Source organism: Serratia sp. 506_PEND (assembly GCF_001076875.1).
Classification (GTDB): Bacteria; Pseudomonadota; Gammaproteobacteria; order Enterobacterales; family Enterobacteriaceae; genus Serratia; species Serratia marcescens.
The window spans coordinates 17,859-37,289 of record NZ_JVEL01000411.1 but is presented as its reverse complement, the minus strand read 5'-3'; the positions used below and the strand labels follow the sequence as shown (position 1 = coordinate 37,289).

At 61.1% G+C, this 19,431-nt stretch carries 15 protein-coding genes and 1 pseudogene (1 of these 16 cut by a window edge); 7 read left to right on the top strand and 9 right to left on the bottom strand.

Annotated features, from left to right (window positions below; translation table 11 throughout):
* Positions 1-142 precede the first annotated feature (142 nt).
* Positions 143-2,785, bottom strand: a complete 2,643-nt coding sequence (gene gyrA / locus ADK28_RS15155) for a DNA topoisomerase (ATP-hydrolyzing) subunit A (RefSeq protein WP_028127742.1) — start codon at positions 2,783-2,785, stop codon at positions 143-145.
* 212 nt (positions 2,786-2,997) lie between these two features.
* Between gyrA and ubiG the strand changes: the two genes are divergently transcribed.
* The 4 genes from ubiG to yfaE all read left to right on the top strand — a co-directional run bounded on the left by ubiG (position 2,998) and on the right by yfaE (position 7,912).
* The gene (gene ubiG / locus ADK28_RS15150; protein WP_048796015.1) at positions 2,998-3,723 is read left to right on the top strand and encodes a bifunctional 2-polyprenyl-6-hydroxyphenol methylase/3-demethylubiquinol 3-O-methyltransferase UbiG; all 726 of its coding nucleotides are present in this window, start codon (positions 2,998-3,000) and stop codon (positions 3,721-3,723) included.
* 438 nt (positions 3,724-4,161) lie between these two features.
* Positions 4,162-6,450, top strand: a complete 2,289-nt coding sequence (gene nrdA, locus ADK28_RS15145; protein WP_016926928.1) for a class 1a ribonucleoside-diphosphate reductase subunit alpha — start codon at positions 4,162-4,164, stop codon at positions 6,448-6,450.
* A gap of 67 nt (positions 6,451-6,517) precedes the next feature.
* A complete protein-coding gene (nrdB, locus tag ADK28_RS15140) occupies positions 6,518-7,648 on the top strand; it encodes a class Ia ribonucleoside-diphosphate reductase subunit beta (RefSeq protein WP_004935915.1) in 1,131 nt (376 codons plus the stop codon).
* A gap of 3 nt (positions 7,649-7,651) precedes the next feature.
* Positions 7,652-7,912 carry a class I ribonucleotide reductase maintenance protein YfaE gene (gene yfaE / locus ADK28_RS15135; RefSeq protein ID WP_025303642.1) on the top strand — a complete coding sequence of 87 codons (261 nt, stop codon included), beginning with the start codon at positions 7,652-7,654 and terminating at the stop codon, positions 7,910-7,912.
* A gap of 59 nt (positions 7,913-7,971) precedes the next feature.
* Here the strand turns inward: yfaE and ADK28_RS33320 are convergent, their stop codons facing one another.
* Both ADK28_RS33320 and ADK28_RS15125 read right to left on the bottom strand, forming a co-directional pair.
* On the bottom strand, positions 7,972-8,124 hold the full coding sequence (locus ADK28_RS33320; protein WP_021505939.1) for a Hok/Gef family protein: 153 nt from the start codon (positions 8,122-8,124) through the stop codon (positions 7,972-7,974).
* Positions 8,125-8,355: 231 nt separating this feature from the next.
* The gene (locus ADK28_RS15125) at positions 8,356-9,177 is read right to left on the bottom strand and encodes an AraC family transcriptional regulator (protein WP_033639802.1); all 822 of its coding nucleotides are present in this window, start codon (positions 9,175-9,177) and stop codon (positions 8,356-8,358) included.
* A gap of 116 nt (positions 9,178-9,293) precedes the next feature.
* On the opposite strand from ADK28_RS15125, the gene ADK28_RS15120 reads away from it, so the two are divergent.
* Positions 9,294-10,529: an FAD-dependent oxidoreductase gene (locus ADK28_RS15120; RefSeq protein WP_239686250.1), complete on the top strand. Its 1,236-nt coding sequence runs from the start codon at positions 9,294-9,296 to the stop codon at positions 10,527-10,529.
* On the opposite strand, the gene ADK28_RS15115 is transcribed toward ADK28_RS15120, so the two are convergent.
* Positions 10,519-11,715: a nicotinamide mononucleotide deamidase-related protein YfaY gene (locus ADK28_RS15115; RefSeq protein ID WP_048796010.1), complete on the bottom strand. Its 1,197-nt coding sequence runs from the start codon at positions 11,713-11,715 to the stop codon at positions 10,519-10,521. The two genes, ADK28_RS15120 and ADK28_RS15115, sit on opposite strands and share 11 nt — an antisense overlap.
* Positions 11,716-11,960: 245 nt before the next feature.
* Between ADK28_RS15115 and tyrP the strand changes: the two genes are divergently transcribed.
* Positions 11,961-13,169 (top strand): tyrosine transporter TyrP, encoded by a 1,209-nt coding sequence (tyrP, locus tag ADK28_RS15110; RefSeq protein WP_015378562.1) that lies wholly within the window; start codon positions 11,961-11,963, stop codon positions 13,167-13,169.
* 61 nt (positions 13,170-13,230) lie between these two features.
* Here the strand turns inward: tyrP and ADK28_RS15105 are convergent, their stop codons facing one another.
* Positions 13,231-13,770: a YfaZ family outer membrane protein gene (locus tag ADK28_RS15105; RefSeq protein ID WP_004935943.1), complete on the bottom strand. Its 540-nt coding sequence runs from the start codon at positions 13,768-13,770 to the stop codon at positions 13,231-13,233.
* 338 nt (positions 13,771-14,108) lie between these two features.
* Between ADK28_RS15105 and katA the strand changes: the two genes are divergently transcribed.
* Positions 14,109-15,545, top strand: coding sequence for a catalase KatA (gene katA, locus ADK28_RS15100; protein WP_015378563.1), 1,437 nt, complete (start codon positions 14,109-14,111; stop codon positions 15,543-15,545).
* A 44-nt stretch (positions 15,546-15,589) separates the two neighbouring features.
* Here katA and menE read toward each other — a convergent pair whose 3' ends face one another.
* The 4 genes and pseudogenes from menE to menH all read right to left on the bottom strand — a co-directional run.
* On the bottom strand, positions 15,590-16,975 hold the full coding sequence (gene menE / locus ADK28_RS15095) for an o-succinylbenzoate--CoA ligase (RefSeq protein WP_048796009.1): 1,386 nt from the start codon (positions 16,973-16,975) through the stop codon (positions 15,590-15,592).
* Positions 16,963-17,946, bottom strand: coding sequence for an o-succinylbenzoate synthase (menC, locus tag ADK28_RS15090; protein WP_048796008.1), 984 nt, complete (start codon positions 17,944-17,946; stop codon positions 16,963-16,965). The genes menE and menC overlap by 13 nt, the downstream gene beginning before the upstream one ends.
* Positions 17,946-18,803, bottom strand: coding sequence for a 1,4-dihydroxy-2-naphthoyl-CoA synthase (gene menB, locus ADK28_RS15085; RefSeq protein ID WP_048796007.1), 858 nt, complete (start codon positions 18,801-18,803; stop codon positions 17,946-17,948). Before menB ends, menC begins: the two co-directional genes overlap by 1 nt.
* 11 nt (positions 18,804-18,814) lie before the next feature.
* Positions 18,815-19,431, bottom strand: a pseudogene (menH, locus tag ADK28_RS15080) (2-succinyl-6-hydroxy-2,4-cyclohexadiene-1-carboxylate synthase) (it continues 106 nt past the right edge of the window).

The following is a 19,431-nucleotide window of genomic DNA, read 5'->3' as shown; positions in this document are numbered from 1 at the left end:
ACGGCGCGCGTTGTCGCCGGCGCGGCGGCCGGCGGCTCGGTGCGCCAATTAAACCATATAACTGAAAAAGGGCCTAGCATCGCTGCCAGGCCCTTTTGTCTCAGTGCATTACGGTGTCGGCATGCCGACGCCCTCACCTTGCTTAAACGTTGTCGTCGTCCACCGGCTCAGCCGCGTCGTCGCCATCGTCCAGCGGCGTGGTGTCTTCTTCCACCGCTTCCGCGCCCGGTTCCAGGCTGTCCAGCTCTTCGTCTTCCACCGGTTCGGCCACCCGCTGCAGACCGACGACATTTTCGTCTTCCGCCGTGCGGATCAGCGTCACGCCCTGGGTGTTACGACCGACCACGCTGACTTCCGAAACGCGGGTACGCACCAGCGTGCCGGCATCGGTGATCATCATGATCTGGTCGCTGGTTTCCACCTGCACCGCGCCGACCACCTGGCCGTTACGCTCGCTCACCTTGATGGAGATAACCCCCTGGGTGGCGCGTGACTTGGTCGGGTACTCGGTGACTGCAGTACGTTTACCGAAGCCGTTTTGCGTGACGGTCAGGATGTCGCCCTCGCCGCGCGGCACGATCAGTGAGATCACGCTATCGCCTTCGCCGAGGTTGATGCCGCGCACGCCGGTCGCGGTACGGCCCATCGAACGCACCTGCGTTTCCGGGAAGCGCACGACTTTACCGTTAGCGGAGAACAGCATCACTTCGTTGCTGCCGTCGGTCAGATCGACGCCGATCAGCTCATCGCCCTCGTTGAGGTTGACGGCGATGATGCCGGCGCTGCGTGGGCGGCTGAACTCGGTCAGCGCGGTTTTCTTCACGGTACCGCTGGCGGTGGCCATGAACACGTGGCGCCCTTCTTCATACTCGCGCACCGGCAGAATGGCGGTGATACGCTCGTCGGCTTCCAGCGGCAGCAGGTTGACGATTGGGCGGCCGCGCGCGCCGCGGCTGGCTTCAGGCAGTTGGTACACCTTCATCCAGTACAGGCGGCCACGGCTGGAGAAGCACAGGATCGTATCGTGGGTGTTGGCCACCAGCAGGCGATCGATAAAGTCTTCTTCTTTAATACGCGCGGCGGACTTGCCTTTGCCGCCGCGGCGCTGCGCTTCATAGTCGGACAGCGGCTGATACTTCACATAGCCCTGGTGAGACAGGGTCACCACCACGTCTTCCTGGTTGATCAGGTCTTCGATGTTGATGTCGGAAGTATTGGCGGTGATCTCGGTGCGGCGGCCGTCGTTGTACAGCTCTTTGACCGCCACCAGCTCTTCGCGGATCACTTCCATCAGGCGCTCTGGGCTTTCCAGAATAAAGATCAGCTCGGCGATAAAGTTGAGCAGCTCTTTATATTCGTCCAGCAGCTTCTCGTGCTCCAGGCCGGTCAGTTTCTGCAGGCGCAGATCCAGAATCGCCTGAGCCTGCTGCTCGGTCAGGTAGTATTTGCCGTCGCGGATGCCGAACTCCGGCTCCAGCCACTCAGGGCGAGCGGCGTCGTCACCGGCGCGTTCCAGCATGGCGCTGACGTTGCCCAGATCCCACGGCTGCGCCACCAGCGCGACTTTCGCTTCCGCCGGGGTCGGCGCACGGCGAATCAGCTCGATGATCGGGTCGATGTTGGCGAGCGCGATAGCCAGCGCTTCCAGAATATGGGCGCGGTCGCGGGCCTTGCGCAGCTCGAAGATGGTGCGGCGGGTGACCACTTCGCGGCGGTGGCGCACGAAGGCTTCGAGGATGTCTTTCAGGTTCAGCAGTTTAGGCTGCCCCTGATGCAGCGCGACCATGTTGATGCCGAAGGTGACCTGCAGTTGCGTCAGCGCATACAGGTTGTTCAGCACCACTTCGCCGACCGCGTCACGTTTGACTTCGATCACGATGCGCATGCCGTCTTTATCGGACTCGTCGCGCAGTGCGCTGATGCCTTCCACGCGTTTTTCTTTCACCAGCTCGGCGATCTTCTCGATCAGACGCGCCTTGTTCACCTGATACGGGATCTCGTGAACGATGATGGTTTCGCGCCCGGTCTTGGCGTCGGCTTCCACTTCCGCGCGCGCGCGCAGGTAGACTTTGCCGCGCCCGGTGCGGTAGGCCTCTTCAATGCCGCGGCGACCGTTGATGATCGCCGCCGTCGGGAAGTCCGGCCCCGGGATGTGTTCCATCAGCCCTTCGATGCTGATGTTTTCATCGTCGATATAGGCCAGGCAGCCGTTGACGACTTCCGCCAGGTTGTGCGGCGGAATATTGGTAGCCATGCCCACGGCGATGCCCGACGAGCCGTTGACCAGCAGGTTCGGGATCTTGGTCGGCATGACGGCCGGGATCTGCTCGGTGCCATCATAGTTAGGCACGAAGTCGACGGTTTCTTTTTCCAGATCCGCCAACAGTTCGTGAGCAATCTTGGACATGCGCACTTCGGTATAACGCATCGCCGCCGCGGAGTCGCCGTCGACGGAGCCGAAGTTACCCTGACCGTCCACCAGCATGTAGCGCAGTGAAAACGGCTGAGCCATACGCACGATAGTGTCGTAAACCGCGCTGTCACCGTGCGGGTGATATTTACCGATCACGTCCCCGACGACACGGGCCGATTTCTTGTATGGTTTATTCCAGTCGTTACCCAATACGCTCATCGCGTACAGAACGCGGCGGTGAACCGGCTTCAGTCCATCACGAACATCTGGCAGGGCACGTCCGACAATAACGGACATCGCATAGTCCAGATACGAGTTTTTCAACTCGTCTTCGATGTTTACCGGTGTGATTTCTCTGGCAAGGTCGCTCATGGAGCTGCTATCCCTCTACTAATGATTCATCTGCCCGCTGCCATAGTGGCAAAGGTGTAAAACTATATCACAAAGCACGCTTTACGGGAAAATAACCGCCGCTGTTTCACGGAAATTGTGCAGATAAGTGCGCTAAAAACGCATCGGCACAGACGATGCCGCGCCGGAACATGTATAATCCGCGCAACGAGAACAAGGAGCCAGACAAGCCCATGAACGCAGAATCATCCAGCCGAGTGCAAAACGTTGACCACCAGGAAATCGCCAAGTTCGAGGCCGTCGCCTCCCGCTGGTGGGATCTGGAAGGCGAGTTCAAACCGCTGCACCGCATCAACCCGCTGCGCCTGAACTACATCATGCAGCGCGCCGGCGGCATTTTTGACAAGCAGGTGCTCGACGTGGGCTGCGGCGGCGGCATTCTGGCGGAGAGCATGGCGCGCGAAGGCGCCAAGGTAACCGGGCTGGACATGGGCGCGGAGCCGCTGCAGGTCGCCCAGCTGCACGCCCTGGAAAGCGGCATGGACGTCACCTATGTGCAGGAGACAGTGGAAAGCCACGCTCAGGCCAACCCGCAGCGCTACGACGTGGTCACCTGCATGGAGATGCTGGAGCACGTGCCGGATCCGGCTTCGGTGGTACGCGCCTGCGCCCAACTGGTGAAACCGGGCGGCCACGTGTTCTTCTCCACCATCAACCGCAACACCAAAGCCTGGCTGATGGCGGTGATCGGCGCGGAGTACGTGCTGAAGATGGTGCCGCAGGGCACCCACGATCATAAGAAGTTCATTCGCCCTTCCGAACTGATCGGCTGGGTCGACGGCACGCCGCTGCGCGAAAAACACATGATCGGCCTGCATTACAACCCGATCACCGATCATTTCAAGCTTGGGCGCAACGTTGACGTGAACTACATGGTGCACACCCAGCACGAAGGTTAAACGCGGTAAACCGCGCCGGCCCTGCATTACCGGGGGGCGGCGCCATTGACGTATTCGGAAAAATACCTAATTTTTGCGACTTCGATCAAAATAGCGGTTGTAAACAGTTTTTTAGAATATTAAATCAGATCAATATGCCGTTTTTTTCTAACGTTTAATAAAGCGCCAAACGATCGATTTTTTCAGTTTTTAAGGAAAATCTGATCTCGCTTATTGACAAGCTTGTCGCGCCAGTCACGGCGCGCACTGCGAAAGGCAAGTGACATTTCACCCCCAAGTTATCCACAAATTAGGCGGGTTTTGTTCACTTGCAAACGCCGTTTTTTCTCACTATCTTGTTACCTCACCGACATACAACCCCTATATATAGTGTTTACATACTGAGCAGAGCGACTACACTTCTGCTTAGGGGCACCATACGGACAGGTAAAACACCACATGAACCAAAGTCTGCTTGTAACTAAACGCGATGGCCGTAAAGAGCGCATCAACCTCGACAAAATCCACCGGGTCATCGATTGGGCCGCAGAAGGATTACACAACGTCTCGGTTTCTCAAGTAGAGTTGCGTTCCCACATTCAGTTTTATGACGGCATCAAAACCGCCGATATTCACGAAACCATCATCAAAGCCGCTGCCGATCTGATCTCCCGCGATGCGCCGGACTATCAGTACCTGGCCGCTCGCCTGGCGATCTTCCACCTGCGCAAAAAGGCTTACGGCCAGTTCGAACCGCCGAAGCTGCACGCTCACGTGACGCGCATGGTCGAGATGGGCAAATACGATAAACATCTGCTGGAAGACTACAGCGCTGAAGAGTTCGAGCAGATGGACTCCTTTATCGATCACTGGCGCGACATGAACTTCTCTTATGCCGCCGTCAAGCAGCTGGAAGGCAAGTATCTGGTGCAGAACCGCGTCAGCGGCGAGATCTACGAAAGCGCCCAGTTCCTGTACATGCTGGTGTCCGCTTGCCTGTTCTCCAACTACCCGCGTGAAACTCGTCTGGACTACGTCAAACGTTTCTACGACGCGATTTCCACCTTCAAGATTTCGCTGCCAACGCCGATCATGTCCGGCGTGCGCACCCCAACCCGTCAGTTCAGCTCCTGCGTGCTGATCGAGTGCGGCGACAGCCTGGACTCCATCAACGCCACCTCCAGCGCCATTGTGAAATACGTTTCGCAACGCGCCGGCATCGGCATCAACGCCGGCCGCATTCGCGCGCTGGGCAGCCCGATCCGTGGCGGGGAAGCTTTCCATACTGGCTGCATTCCGTTCTACAAACACTTCCAGACCGCCGTCAAATCCTGCTCGCAGGGCGGCGTGCGCGGTGGCGCGGCAACGCTGTTCTACCCGATGTGGCACCTGGAAGTGGAAAGCCTGCTGGTGCTGAAAAACAACCGCGGCGTTGAAGGCAACCGCGTGCGCCACATGGACTACGGCGTGCAGCTGAACCGCCTGATGTACCAGCGTCTGATCAAGGGCGAAGACATCACCCTGTTCAGCCCGTCCGACGTGCCGGGGCTGTATGACGCATTCTTCGCCGATCAGGACGAATTCGAACGTCTGTACACCCAGTACGAGAAAGACGACAGCATTCGCCAGAAGCGCGTGAAGGCGGTTGAGCTGTTCTCGCTGATGATGCAAGAGCGCGCCTCTACCGGCCGCATCTACATCCAGAACGTCGACCACTGCAACACCCACAGCCCGTTCGATCCGCAGATCGCGCCGGTGCGTCAGTCCAACCTGTGCCTGGAAATCGCCCTGCCGACCAAGCCGCTGGAAGACGTCAACGACGAGAACGGCGAAATTGCGCTGTGCACCCTGTCCGCCTTCAACCTGGGCGCGATCGACAGCCTGGACGATCTGGAAGAGCTGGCGACCCTGGCGGTGCGTTCACTCGACGCCCTGCTGGATTATCAGGATTATCCGATCAAGGCCGCGCACCGTGGCGCGATGGGTCGTCGCACCCTGGGCATTGGCGTGATCAACTTCGCCTATTACCTGGCGAAGAACGGCGTGCGCTACTCCGACGGCAGCGCCAACAACCTGACCCACAAAACGTTCGAAGCCATTCAGTACTACCTGCTGAAAGCCTCCAACCGCCTGGCTCAGGAACAAGGCGCTTGCCCGTGGTTCAACGAAACCACCTATTCGCAGGGCATCCTGCCGATCGACACCTACAAGAAAGACCTGGATGCGATCTGCAACGAGCCGCTGCACTACGACTGGGAAACCCTGCGCAAAGAGATCCAGGAAACCGGTCTGCGCAACTCGACGCTGTCCGCCCTGATGCCGTCGGAAACCTCTTCGCAGATTTCCAACGCCACCAACGGCATCGAGCCGCCGCGCGGCCATATCAGCATCAAGGCGTCGAAAGACGGCATCCTGCGCCAGGTGGTGCCGGAGTATGAGCGTCTGAAAGACAACTACGAGCTGCTGTGGGAAATGCCGAGCAACGACGGCTATCTGCAGCTGGTGGGGCTGATGCAGAAATTCATCGACCAGTCGATTTCGGCCAACACCAACTACGATCCTACCCGCTTCCCGGGCGGCAAGGTGCCGATGAAGCAGTTGCTGAAAGACCTGCTCACCACCTACAAGTTCGGCGTGAAAACGCTGTACTACCAAAACACCCGCGACGGCGCGGAAGACGCCCAGGAAGATTTGCAGCCTGCCAAGGCCGGCGATGACGACTGCGAAAGCGGCGCCTGCAAGATCTAAAGTTTGACCTAGCGGGCCGGAATTTTCCGGCCCCTTCATTTAGCCACGTTACGATGGATTCAGGCTTATGGCTTACACCACTTTTTCTCAGACCAAAAACGACCAGCTGCAAGAGCCGATGTTCTTCGGCCAGTCGGTAAACGTTGCGCGTTTCGACCAGCAAAAGCATGAAATCTTCGAAAAGCTGATCGAAAAACAGCTCTCCTTCTTCTGGCGCCCGGAAGAAGTTGACGTCTCCCGCGATCGCATCGATTATCAGGCGCTGCCGGAGCACGAGAAGCACATCTTCATCAGCAACCTGAAGTATCAGACGCTGCTGGACTCCATCCAGGGCCGCAGCCCGAACGTCGCCCTGCTGCCGCTGATCTCGATCCCTGAGCTGGAAACCTGGGTGGAAACCTGGTCGTTCTCCGAGACCATCCACTCCCGTTCCTACACCCACATCATCCGCAACATCGTCAACGATCCGGCGCTGGTGTTCGACGACATCGTCACCAACGAAGAGATCAAGAAGCGCGCGAAAGACATTTCCGGCTACTACGACGATCTGATCGAGATGACCAGCTACTATCACCTGCTGGGTGAAGGCACCCACCAGGTGAACGGTAAAACCGTCACCGTCAATCTGCGTGCGCTGAAGAAGCAGCTGTACCTGTGCCTGATGAGCGTGAACGCGCTGGAAGCGATCCGTTTCTACGTCAGCTTTGCCTGCTCCTTCGCGTTCGCCGAGCGCGAATTGATGGAAGGCAACGCCAAGATCATCAAGCTGATCGCCCGCGACGAAGCGCTGCACCTGACCGGCACCCAGCACATGCTGAACCTGATGCGTTCAGGCGCCGACGATCCTGAAATGGCGGAGATCGCCGAGGAGTGCCAGCAAGAGTGCTACGATCTGTTCGTGCTGGCCGCCCAGCAGGAGAAAGAGTGGGCGGAATACCTGTTCCGCGACGGCTCGATGATTGGCCTGAACAAAGACATCCTGTGCCAGTATGTGGAATACATCACCAATATCCGCATGCAGGCGGTCGGCCTTGGTCTGCCGTTCGAAACCCGCTCCAACCCGATCCCATGGATCAATGCCTGGCTGGTGTCCGACAACGTGCAGGTAGCGCCGCAGGAAGTGGAAGTGAGCTCCTACCTGGTTGGCCAGATCGACTCGGAGATCAACGCCGACGACCTGAGCGACTTCGAACTGTAAGCGATGGCGACGCCAATCGTAACGCTGCGCGCCGCCGGCACGCAGCTCTCTTGCCCCAACAGTGAAAACTGTCTGCTCGACGTGCTGGAACTGCACGACGTGCAGGTGGAGTATCAGTGCCGATCCGGCTATTGCGGTGCCTGCCGCCTGAAGCTGGTGAAAGGTGAAGTGACCTACCGCCAGCAGCCGCTGGCGTTTATCAACGCCGGCGAGATCCTGCCCTGCTGCTGCATGCCGCTGACGGATATCGAGCTGGAAATGTAAAGTCGGGTGCCGGAAACCGCGCCTGGAGACCAGAAGGCGGGGTTGCTCCCGCCCTAAGATTACCGCTTCACCTCACACGCCAACCTGATCAGGATAGTGATATTTTCCTGGTAGATTTTTAGCTCGCACAGCGAGTCTCTTATCATCCAGATAAATAAAAAAACCGTAATACATACAACGGTTAGCGAGTGAAACACATGCCTTAAGCGCATGCTTGCCTCCTTGCTGTGAAGGGGCTACCATACCGGTGTCTAGGCGGTATGTGCAGCCCCATTCTGATTGAGAGTCAGTCTGGGGCTTTCATCTATCCGCCTTGTCACACAATGCCCAAGACGAACAGTCTCAAGCACCCGTCAAGAGAGTAACAGCATTCCCTCACCGCGAATATCCCCTATAAAATTATGATTAATCAGGGATATATAACTATCCTCACAGTATTTCGCTTAGCGCCCCTTTCCCGCCGATGTGGAAAAATAACGCGCCGGGGGATCGCCGAAGGCTTTACGAAACATGGCGATAAAATTACTCGGCGAGGCATACCCCAGCGCCTCCGCGATCTGCAGCACCGTCTCGCCTTCGGCCAGCTTCGCTAACGCATACGACAACCGGGCCTGCTGGCGCCACTGGGCAAAACTCAACCCCGTCTCGCCGATCATCAGCCGTCGCAGGGTACGCGGCGACATCGCCCCCCATTCAGCCCACGCCTCCAGCGAACGCTCGCTCCCCGGCTGCGCCAGCAAGGCCTGCAGAACGCCGGCCAGGCGCGGATGGGACGACATCGGCAAATACAGCGGCTCCGTCGGCGCCAGCCGTATCTCGTCACGCATCACCTGCGCCATACGCTCCTGCTCCAGGGTAAGCGCGCTGCGTTTTTCCCAGCCTTCCGCACGCTGAGCCAGCGCCTGCAGCACGGCGCTGATGCCGATAACGCAAGGTGTATTCGACAAATCGTGGCAGGCCTCCGGCGCCAGCAGCAAACTCCAGCCGCTCAGTGCGCCGCAGACCTGCACCCGGTGCTCCGTCGCCGGCGGGATCCAACCCGCCCGCTGAGGCGGTAGCACCCAATCGCCCTGCGCCGTGCTTACATGCAGCAAACCGCTTTCGACGCACAGCAACTGCCCGCGCACATGCTGATGCCAGTCGTATTCGCGCGTGCCCAACCGATACTCACGGCCTGCCGCGTCGCGGCCGCCAAGGGCGATCAGCCAGGGGCCCCCCGACCATTCGCTGCAGTCAGCGTCGGGGGCATGAAGGTTCGCATTCATATTGGCCACTAATCACTATTTTTAGTCCAGATACCGTTATACCAACCTTTTCCTGCGCCGACATAATGAAATGCTTCCGGCCGCGACCGTCTGCGGCCACTGACTCACGAGGGAACATGATGACAACACTCAGCATTGGCATTATCGGCGCCGGGCCCGGCGGCCTGTGTCTGGCTCAGGGACTGCGCCGCTTCGGCATCCACGCCACGGTGTTTGAACGCGACACCACGCCGCAAGCGCGCGATCAGGGCTACCGGCTGCGCATCGATCCGACGGGCCAGCAGGCGCTGGCCGCCTGCCTGCCGCCGGCGCACTACCGCTTGCTCTGCGCCGGCAGCGCGCAAAACAGCGGCGAGAGCAATCTATGGGATCCGCAGCTTGCCCCGCTCACCGGCCGGCGTCCCGAGCACTGGTTGCCCTCCAGCCCGCGCCAAACGCAAGAACCGGGCGGCGATCTCGGCATTCATCGCCAAACGCTGCGCGAGATCCTGCTTGCCGGCCTGCAAGACCGGGTGCGTTTCGGCCATACCTTGCGTGAATTTGCACAAACGCCGCAGGGCGTGGAACTTCAGTTCGCCAACGGCGAACACGTGCGGGTCGATGTGCTGATCGCCGCCGACGGCGTCAACTCGCTGGTGCGGCGCCGCTGCCTGCCCGAGGCGGGGCCAGAAGACAGTGGCGCCGTCACTCTTTACGGCAAAACGCCGCTCGATGCCGCGACCCGGGCCCAATTGGCCCCTGAGCTGCTGAACGGCGTATCGGTGATCTTCGCCGACGGCATGTCGCTGGTGATTGAACCGATGCGCTTTCAGGCTCCCATGGCGCATCTGGCGGCCGACTACGCGCCCGATTGCCGCCTCTCGCCGGTCGACGACTATCTCTATTGGGCCTGCATCGGATCGGCTGAACGGCTCGGCGGGCCGGCGCGGGCGGAAGGAAACGCTGCGCTGCAGGCGCGCGTAAGGCATATCACGCAGGGATGGGCGCCCGCCTTGCAAACGGCGTTAGCGTTGGCGGATCCCCTGTCGCTCAGCGTGCGGACGGTGCAGGTTACGGCGGCGATGCCGGTGTGGCACAGCGAACGCATCGCCTTTCTCGGCGACGCCGTGCACGCCATGAGCCCGGCGGGTGGGCTCGGCGCCAACACCGCGCTGGTAGACGCCGCCAGCCTGGCGGCGCATCTGGCGCACTCAGACAACGCCGCGCAGGCACTCAGGAACTACGGTACAGAACTGCAAACGCGAGGCGCGGCGGCAATACGTCTTTCACGCCTGGCGTCCGAACGGCTGATGCAGCGCGATGAGGCCGACAAGACGGAAGACTCAGCAACGCCGATGCCCGTCACTCGATAATGTCCACCACTTCCAGCCAGGCGTTTTTACCGCACGCCTGGCTCCCATTCAGCCAGCGGCGCAGCATATCCAACGCCAGCATCGCCACCGACTCCTGACGCAACCGCAGACCGTGGCGCGACGCGCGATAACGCACGGTCTGGCCAATGCCGCCGCGCGGTGTGTGCAGCGCAATGCTCACCTGCTCATCGCGCATGGCGCTGACCGCCAACGCCAACGGCGCGCCGGTCAATTCCGCCAGCGAGCGGGCGCGCGCCAGCGTCGTTTCCAGCGTTTCGATGCAGTGTGCCGGCAGCAGCTCGCCACCCGCCAGCGGCGCCCCTTCGCTCTGCAGCTGCAGATTGATCAAACCGCCACTGAACTGCTCGCTCAACGCCAGCTTCAGCCCTTGCTGATTCAGGCGCTGCGTCAGCGTCGCCGGCAACCCGTCGGTGCCTTCAAAAATGCAGTTGTCCCCCGCCACTTCGCGCACGCGTCGCCAGGCCAGCTCCATTTCCGCACGCCGACTTTCCGGCCCGGTCAGCTTCAGTTCGATAATCGGGCTGGAGGAACGGTAACCCAACACCACATCCGGCGGCAGCGGCATGCCGTCCAGCTCGGCAGCCAGATCGCTCTCGGAGGTGCCGAATGTCGTCAGGCGCAGGCACAGCGGCGGCGCCGGCAAGGTGAAGCGCTGGCGCAGACGCGGTACGATCTGCTGCTCGACCATCACTTTGAATTCCGACGGCACGCCGGGGGTGAAGAACATCAGGCATTGGTTCAGCTGCAATGCGAACCCGCAGGCGGTGCCCACCGGGTTATCCAACATTTCCGCGTTGGCCGGGATCTGCGCCTGCTTGCGATTGGAAGGGGCCATCGGCCGCCCGCGCTCGGCGAAATAGGCTTCCATGCGCGCCAACCAGTCAGCCCGTTCGACCAACTCTACGCCGCTGGCTTTCGCGGCGGCCAGCGCGCTGAGATCGTCGCTGGTCGGCCCCAGGCCGCCGTTGACGATCAGCACATCGGCGATATGGCTGCGTTCCTGCAGGATCTCGATCAACGCAGAGAGGCTGTCCCCGACCGTTTCACGCCCGCTCATCGGCACGCCCTGCTGGAACAGGTAGTCCGCCAGCCAGGCGGCGTTGGTATCAATAATTTGCCCGTGCAGCACCTCATCGCCGGTGCTGAGCATCTCCACCCTTAACATTGATCTCTCCCACATTTTTTGGTCATTCCACTATAGAAGCCCGTAAATAACTTTTCACTAGCCGCCTTCGGATAATTTCAGCCTTGGGTCCGTTTCTCATGTGCCATGCTGGTCGCCGCAATGTAAATATTTATTTACATCATGCGTAACGCCGGTTTGACACAAATTAGGGCTTCCACTATCCTGCCATCCTCATAAATCGTTACCTATAATTTTCAAAATCTTTCGGCTGGTAGAGAAAAAACGTGAAGAATCGCACTCTTGGCAGTGTTTTTATCGTGGCGGGCACCACCATTGGCGCCGGGATGCTGGCGATGCCGCTGGCGGCGGCCGGCGTCGGCTTCGGCGTCACGCTGGCCTTACTGGTCGGGCTGTGGCTGTTGATGTGTTACACCGCGCTGCTGCTGGTGGAGGTTTACCAGCATGAGCAGGCGGATACCGGTCTGGGCACGCTCGCCAAACGTTATCTCGGCGGCGGCGGCCAGTGGCTGACCAGCTTTAGCATGATGTTCCTGATGTACGCCCTCACCGCCGCCTATATCAGCGGCGCCGGCGAACTGCTCGCCACCAGCATCAGCCAATGGACATCGCAGGACTTCCCGGTGTCGCTCGGCGTCCTGCTGTTCACCCTGGTGGCCGGCGGCGTGGTGTGCATCGGCACCCACTCGGTCGACTTGTTCAACCGCATCCTGTTCAGCGCCAAAGTGGTATTTCTGGTGGTGATGCTCGGCCTGATGTTGCCGAATATCCACCAAACCAATCTGATGACATTGCCGCTGGAGCAAGGCCTGGCGCTGTCGGCCATTCCGGTGATCTTCACTTCTTTCGGCTTCCACGGCAGCGTGCCGAGCATCGTCAACTACATGGGCGGCAACATTCGCAAACTGCGCTGGGTATTTATCATCGGCAGCGCCATCCCGCTGATGGCCTATATCTTCTGGCAGCTGGCGACGCTGGGCAGCATCAGCTCCGACACCTTCGTCGGCATTCTCGCGCAGCAGGCCGGGCTGAACGGCCTGTTGCAGGCGGTGCGCGACGCGGTGGCTTCGCCGCACGTTGAACTGGCGGTGCACCTGTTCGCCGATCTGGCGCTGGCGACCTCGTTCCTCGGCGTGGCGCTCGGGCTGTTCGATTTCCTGGCCGACCTGTTCAAGCGGCAAGATAACGTGCGCGGCCGCCTGCAAACCGGCGCCATCACCTTCCTGCCGCCGCTGGCCTTCGCGCTGTTCTACCCGCGCGGCTTCGTGCTGGCGCTGGGATTCGCCGCCATCGCCTTGTCGGTGTTGGCGCTGCTGTTGCCTTCACTGCTGGTGTGGAAAACTCGCCAAAAGCATCAGGCGCAGTATCGCGTCTGGGGCGGTACGCCGGCGCTGGCGTTGGTGTTTGTCTGCGGGGTGACGGTGATCGCCATCCAACTGGGCATCGCCAGCGGCATGCTGCCGGCGGTCGGGTAAGCGACGAAAGACAAGAAATGATAAAGAGAAAGGGGCCGCAATGGCCCCTTTTTGCTGAGCGTCAGAAGCTCAGGCCCACGCCGACATAAGGGCCATCGGCCAGCGTATTGTCGCGACGCCCGTCTTTGCCTTCCATTTGCATGTAACGGTAGCCCACGTCCACGCTCAGCGGACGGAACTTCCAGCGCAGGCCGCCGCTGGCTTCGTTATAGGCCTTCACGCCGCTGGTGAAAGACTCAGGGGCAAAGTACCCTTCGCCGTGCAGGCTGAAGTAACGGTTAATTTCCCACTCCAGGCCGCCGCCCAGCGCCACCGCCCCGCCGCTCTTCCCGTCTTTCGGGCTGAGGTACAGCGCTTTGGCGCCCACGGTCGCCGTCAACGGCCCCAGCGGCACGCCGAAGTTCAACCCCACGCTGCCGACGTTGCCGTCGTGGTCGCTGCGCGCCCAGTTGCCGGTCAGGCCAAGACCTGAAGAGCCGGTGCTCATGCCGACGCCCAGGTTGGTGTAGTGTTGCCCGGCTTCGCCCGACACGCTGATGGCGTTCGCCGCGCCGGTCACCAACAGCAATCCTGCCGCGCACGCGACCCAAGTCTTTTTCATCATCTTTCCCTCTGGTTTGTCATCCGTACCGAATGATCGAATCAACGCATAATAATAACGTCACGAGTCTATACCAAAGCGCAATGAGTATTTAAGGGATAAAAGCGAAAAAATTCTTCAATAATCAAATAAATGTAAAAATTTGCAAACAAAAATCCATATTCGTCAAGGCGATGCCAACGATAACCGAGACCTATTTGCCGTCGCTCGGCAATAGGGCTACAACTAGTAGTGGCTTTGACCAAGGTCAGGGGAAAAAGCCCCGCCAAAGGACTATGCTGATGAACGCTTAAACCGCCCGAGTCTTTACTTAACTGCACTACGATAAGGAGCAAGTGATGAGCAAGAAAGGACTGACCACCGCAGCCGGCGCCCCGGTTGTCGATAACAATAACGTGATCACCGCGGGCAAACGCGGCCCGATGCTGTTGCAGGACGTGTGGTTCCTGGAAAAACTGGCCCACTTCGACCGTGAAGTCATCCCCGAGCGTCGCATGCACGCCAAGGGATCCGGCGCCTACGGCACCTTTACCGTCACCCACGACATCACCCGCTACACCCGCGCCAAGATCTTCTCCGAAATCGGTAAGCAGACCGACATGTTTATCCGCTTCTCCACCGTCGCCGGTGAACGCGGCGCCGCCGACGCCGAACGCGACATTCGCGGCTTCGCCATGAAGTTCTATACCGAAGAAGGCAACTGGGATCTGGTGGGTAACGATACGCCGGTGTTCTATCTGCGCGATCCGCTGAAATTCCCCGATCTCAACCACGTGGTGAAACGCGATCCGCATACCAACCTGCGCAATCCGGTCTACAAATGGGACTTCTTCTCCCACCTGCCGGAATCACTGCACCAGCTGACCATCGACTTCAGCGATCGCGGCATTCCGAAGTCCTACCGCCACATGCACGGCTTCGGCAGCCACACCTTCAGCTTTATCAATGCCGCCAACGAACGTTTCTGGGTGAAATTCCACTTCCGCTGCGAACAGGGCATTGAAAACCTGATGGATGAAGAGGCGGAAGCGATCATCGCCAAGGATCGCGAAAGCTCACAGCGCGATTTGTTCGAGGCGATCAAACGCGGCGACTTCCCGCGCTGGAAGCTGCAAATTCAGATCATGCCGGAACACGAGGCCTCTCAGACGCCATATAACCCATTCGATCTGACCAAGGTATGGCCGCACGGCGACTACCCGCTGATCGACGTCGGTTATTTCGAGTTGAACCGCAATCCCGACAACTACTTCTCCGAAGTCGAACAAGTGGCGATGAACCCCGCCAACGTGGTGCCGGGCATCAGTTTCTCGCCGGATAAAATGCTGCAGGGCCGTCTGTTCTCCTATGGCGATGCGCACCGCTACCGCCTGGGCGTCAACCATCACCAGATCCCGGTGAACGGCGCCAAATGCCCGTTCCACAACTATCATCGCGACGGTGCGATGCGCGTGGACGGCAACAGCGGCAACGGCGCAACCTACGAACCGAACAGCTTCGGCCTGTTCCAGGAGCAACCGGACTTCAGCGAGCCGCCGCTGAGCATTGAGGGCGCGGCCGATCACTGGAACCATCGTGAAGACGACGATTACTACAGCCAGCCGCGCGCGCTGTTCAACCTGCTGAGCGCCGAAGAGCACCAGCGCATGTTCACCCGCATCGCCGGCGAACTGTCGCAGGTGCCGGAACAGATCCAGCGCCGTCAGGTCGAGCTGTTCACCAAGGTGCACCCGGACTACGGCGCCGGCGTCGCCAAGGCGTTGGGGCTGAAATAACCCTCTGTTGCCATCCACTCAGCCGCCCTTTCGGGCGGCTTTTTTTATGCCGGACGCAGGCGCTCCGCCACCCACTGCTGCAACTGGCGGCGCGAAATCTTGATGCCGCCGTTTTTCAGCTCGTCAGGCAGCGGAAGCAATGCCGTCGGGCGTTGGAAATTGGCCAGCTGGTCCTGCGACCAGGCGAGCAGCGCACTCAACGACAGCGCCGGATCGCCGTCGATCACCGCCACCGGCCGCTGGCCGAACTCGGCGTCCGCCACCGGCACCACAAACGCCTGCGTGATCTGTGGATGCGCCGCCAGCACACGTTCGATATCTTCCGGCTGCACCCCTTCGCCGCCGCTGAAAAACAGGTTGTCCAGCCGGCCGAGAATGCGCAGTTCCCCCTCGATCATCGCGCCGCGATCGCGGGTCGGGAACCAGCCCTGCTCATCGGCCAACGGCTGCAGATGGCCATGACGCCAGTAGCCAATCGCCAGGCTGTCGGCGCGGATCCAGACCTCTTCATCCACCAGTTTTACCTCGCGGCCGCCGAGCGGCAGGCCGACGCCCGGCCGCGCATCGGCGCGCTTGGCGCACACCGTGGAGGCCAGTTCGGTCAGCCCGTAGCCGCACCAGCAGCGGATCCCCGCCGCCTCCGCCCGCTCTGTCAGCTCCACCGGTATCATCGCGCCGCCGAGCAGCACCGCCTTCAGCGTCATGCCCGCCAGCGGTTGCGCCAGCAGCCGCCACAGCTGCGTCGGCACCAACGAGGCATGCGTGCATCCCGCCAACGCCTCGTTCAGCGGGTGCATCTCGCGCACCGCCAATCGGGCGCCCGCCGCCAACCAGCGCCAGACGATGCCCTGGCCGGAGACGTGAAACAGCGGCAGTGACAACAGCCAGCAATCCTCGCGTTGAAAATCCATCAACCGCAACACCCCGGCGGCGCTGGCCAGATGATTGGCGTAGCTGTGCGCCGCCGCCTTCGGCATGCCGCTGGAACCCGAGGTCAGCGTCAGCGTCGCCAGACGCTGCGCATCCCACGTCGGCAGGTCTGGCCAACGCGGCTCGGTCGAGGGCGGCGTCAACCGAATCACCTCTTCCGGCAACGCCGGCAACGAGTCCGGGCCGAAAGCGAAGGCTATATCCAATTCCGGCAACAGCTGCGCCAACAGCGGCGTCGGCAAGGCGGGATTGAGCGGCAACAGGCGCGCGCCGCATTGCAGCAGCGCCAGATAGGCCAACAGCAACGGATAGCTGTTTTTGCCGCACAGCGCCACGCCGCAGCCCGGTTCTACGCCCTGATGCTGAAAGTCCGCCGCCAGTTCATCCACCTGGCTTTGCAACGCCAGCCAGCTCAGCGGCCGTTCGCCGAGCAACAGCGCCGTCGCCTGCGGCTGAAGGCGCGCCCAGTGCCGCCACGGCCAATCGCTTAACCGCGCCATAGACACTCCAGCGCCGAGACATCCAGCAGCGGCAACGCGCTGCCCGGCCACGGGCGCAGCACCTGCGCCTGCATCAACCCCAGCGTGTCCAGGCCCGGCACGGTGTCCGGCGTCAGCCAATGGGCGATGCGCGCCAGCTGGGTCAACCCCAGGCTGGACTCGATGCTGGAACTGATCACCGCCGTCAGCCCCGCCGCGTGCGCCTGCGCCACCAGCGCCTGGCAGCGCGTCAGACTGCCGACCAACGTCGGCTTGATCACGATGGCCGCCACGCCCGGCTCGGCCTGCACCACAAAGTCCGCCTCGCGCACGCTCTCATCCCAGGCGATGGCGATGCCGGTCGCCCGGGCGAAATCGCGCGATTCATCACGGGTCTTGCAGGGCTCTTCCAAAAAGGCGATGCGATCGCGCCACGCCGGGTTGACGTATTTGGCGAAGCCGTCGGCTTTGGCGCGGGTCCAACTGCGGTTGGCATCCAGCCGCAGCCGCAGATCCGGCAGCGCCTCCAGCAGCACGTTGACGATCATGCCGTCGCGCACCGCCTCATACAGCCCTACTTTCACCTTGGCGACTTTCTCGCCCGGCAAAGCGCTCAATGTCTCGAACAGCTCGTCCGGATCGCCGGTACACAGCGGCGCCTTGCGGAAATCCGCCTGCATCGGCAAGCGCTGCTCCAGCTCGGCCTGTGCACAGCTGAGCCCAAAGGCCACCGAGGGCAGCGCGCTGTCATCCGGTTCGTTGCCCGCCAACCAGGCCTGCAGCCAGCCCAACGCGGCCTGTTCGGCCTGCGCCAACGTTTCCCGACTGAATTCCGGCAGCGGCGCGATCTCGCCCCACCCCTCACGCTCGCCCTGGCACAGTTGCACCACCCATCCGTCACGCGTTTTCAACCGCTGATTGCGCAGCACCACGCCCGCCTCCATCGGCAGGCTGTAACGGTATAGCGCCGCGCTGCGGTTTGCTCCGCTCATTACGGGTTACGCTTGAATTTGCTGAAGTCCGGTTGGCGCTTCTCGTTGAACGCGTTGCGCCCTTCCTGCCCTTCGTCGGTCATGTAGAACAACATGGTGGCGTTGCCCGCCAGCTCCTGCAAACCGGCCTGGCCGTCGCAGTCGGCATTCAGCGCCGCCTTCAGGCAGCGCAGCGCCATCGGGCTGTTCTGCAGCATTTCGCGGCACCAGCGCACCGTCTCTTTTTCCAGATCGGCCAGCGGCACCACGGTATTGACCAGGCCCATGTCCAGCGCGGCGGCGGCGTCGTACTGACGGCACAGGAACCAGATTTCGCGCGCCTTCTTCTGGCCGACGATGCGCGCCATGTAAGACGCCCCCCAGCCGCCGTCAAACGAGCCCACTTTCGGGCCGGTCTGGCCGAAGATGGCGTTATCCGCCGCGATGGTCAGATCGCACATCATGTGCAGCACGTGGCCGCCGCCGATCGAATAGCCGGCCACCATCGCCACCACCGGTTTCGGGCAGGTGCGGATCTGGCGCTGAAAGTCCAGCACGTTGAGGTGATGTACGCCGCTGTCGTCGCGATAGCCGCCGTAGTCGCCGCGCACTTTCTGGTCGCCGCCGGAGCAGAAGGCCCTATCGCCGGCGCCGGTCAGAATAATGACGCCGATGCCGTCGTCGTAACGGGCGTTGGCCAGCGCGTCGATCATCTCTTTGACCGTTTGCGGACGAAACGCGTTGCGCACCTGCGGCCGGTTGATGGTGATTTTAGCGATGCCGTCGGTGGACTTGTGATACAGAATGTCTTCGAAATCGCCGGTGCAATCCTGCCAGGCGATGGCGGCATACAGGTGTTCTTCATTCGGATAAAGCATGTTCGGTTCCTTTAACCAGGGTTAACGAGAAAGGTCTGCAGCTCGGCGACGAAATCCTGCGGATTGGCCAGATGCGCGTTGTGGCCGGCCTGCGGCACGATGCGCAACGGCAACCCGGCGTCGCGCGCCAGCCGTTGAAATTTGGGGTCGTTCTCACCGCACAGCACCCGCAGCGGCACGGTCAGTTGGCGCAGCTGCGGCGCCAGATAGGGCTGCCGCCCGAGCGACGTGGCTTCGAGCATGTCGGCAATCGCCGGGCCGCTGTTGACCGAACGCGCGGCGATCAACGCCTGACGGTGCACATGGCTAAGCTCTTTGAACACCGGCTGCTGATACCAGTCCGCCAGCACCTCGGCGATCGGCTCACTGCGAAAACGCGCCGCCCACAGTGCATCCTGCTCGCAGCGATGGCGGCGCTGTTGTTCGTCCTCCAGCCCCGGATTGCCGCCCTCGACGATCACGCCTTGCAGGCCGGCATGGCGGCCGTGGCAAGCGTGATACATGGCGATGCGCCCGCCGAGCGAATAGCCCACCAGCCAATAACGTTCAATATTACGCAGCTGCAGCGTAGCGGCGATTTGCGCGCTGATGTCATCGAAGCCGCGGCAGGTCACCGCCACGGAATCGC

What these genes read in the sequence shown, in the direction of transcription:
- ADK28_RS15120 (WP_239686250.1), top strand. Translation starts at nt 9,294, where the DNA reads ATGATGACAACACTCAGCATTGGCATTATCGGCGCCGGGCCCGGCGGC.
- menB (WP_048796007.1), bottom strand. Translation starts at nt 18,803, where the DNA reads ATGCTTTATCCGAATGAAGAACACCTGTATGCCGCCATCGCCTGGCAG.
- menE (WP_048796009.1), bottom strand. Translation starts at nt 16,975, where the DNA reads ATGGCGCGGTTAAGCGATTGGCCGTGGCGGCACTGGGCGCGCCTTCAG.
- nrdA (WP_016926928.1), top strand. Translation starts at nt 4,162, where the DNA reads ATGAACCAAAGTCTGCTTGTAACTAAACGCGATGGCCGTAAAGAGCGC.
- nrdB (WP_004935915.1), top strand. Translation starts at nt 6,518, where the DNA reads ATGGCTTACACCACTTTTTCTCAGACCAAAAACGACCAGCTGCAAGAG.
- ubiG (WP_048796015.1), top strand. Translation starts at nt 2,998, where the DNA reads ATGAACGCAGAATCATCCAGCCGAGTGCAAAACGTTGACCACCAGGAA.
- ADK28_RS15105 (WP_004935943.1), bottom strand. Translation starts at nt 13,770, where the DNA reads ATGAAAAAGACTTGGGTCGCGTGCGCGGCAGGATTGCTGTTGGTGACC.
- gyrA (WP_028127742.1), bottom strand. Translation starts at nt 2,785, where the DNA reads ATGAGCGACCTTGCCAGAGAAATCACACCGGTAAACATCGAAGACGAG.
- ADK28_RS15125 (WP_033639802.1), bottom strand. Translation starts at nt 9,177, where the DNA reads ATGAATGCGAACCTTCATGCCCCCGACGCTGACTGCAGCGAATGGTCG.
- menC (WP_048796008.1), bottom strand. Translation starts at nt 17,946, where the DNA reads ATGAGCGGAGCAAACCGCAGCGCGGCGCTATACCGTTACAGCCTGCCG.
- yfaE (WP_025303642.1), top strand. Translation starts at nt 7,652, where the DNA reads ATGGCGACGCCAATCGTAACGCTGCGCGCCGCCGGCACGCAGCTCTCT.
- katA (WP_015378563.1), top strand. Translation starts at nt 14,109, where the DNA reads ATGAGCAAGAAAGGACTGACCACCGCAGCCGGCGCCCCGGTTGTCGAT.
- ADK28_RS15115 (WP_048796010.1), bottom strand. Translation starts at nt 11,715, where the DNA reads ATGTTAAGGGTGGAGATGCTCAGCACCGGCGATGAGGTGCTGCACGGG.
- ADK28_RS33320 (WP_021505939.1), bottom strand. Translation starts at nt 8,124, where the DNA reads ATGCGCTTAAGGCATGTGTTTCACTCGCTAACCGTTGTATGTATTACG.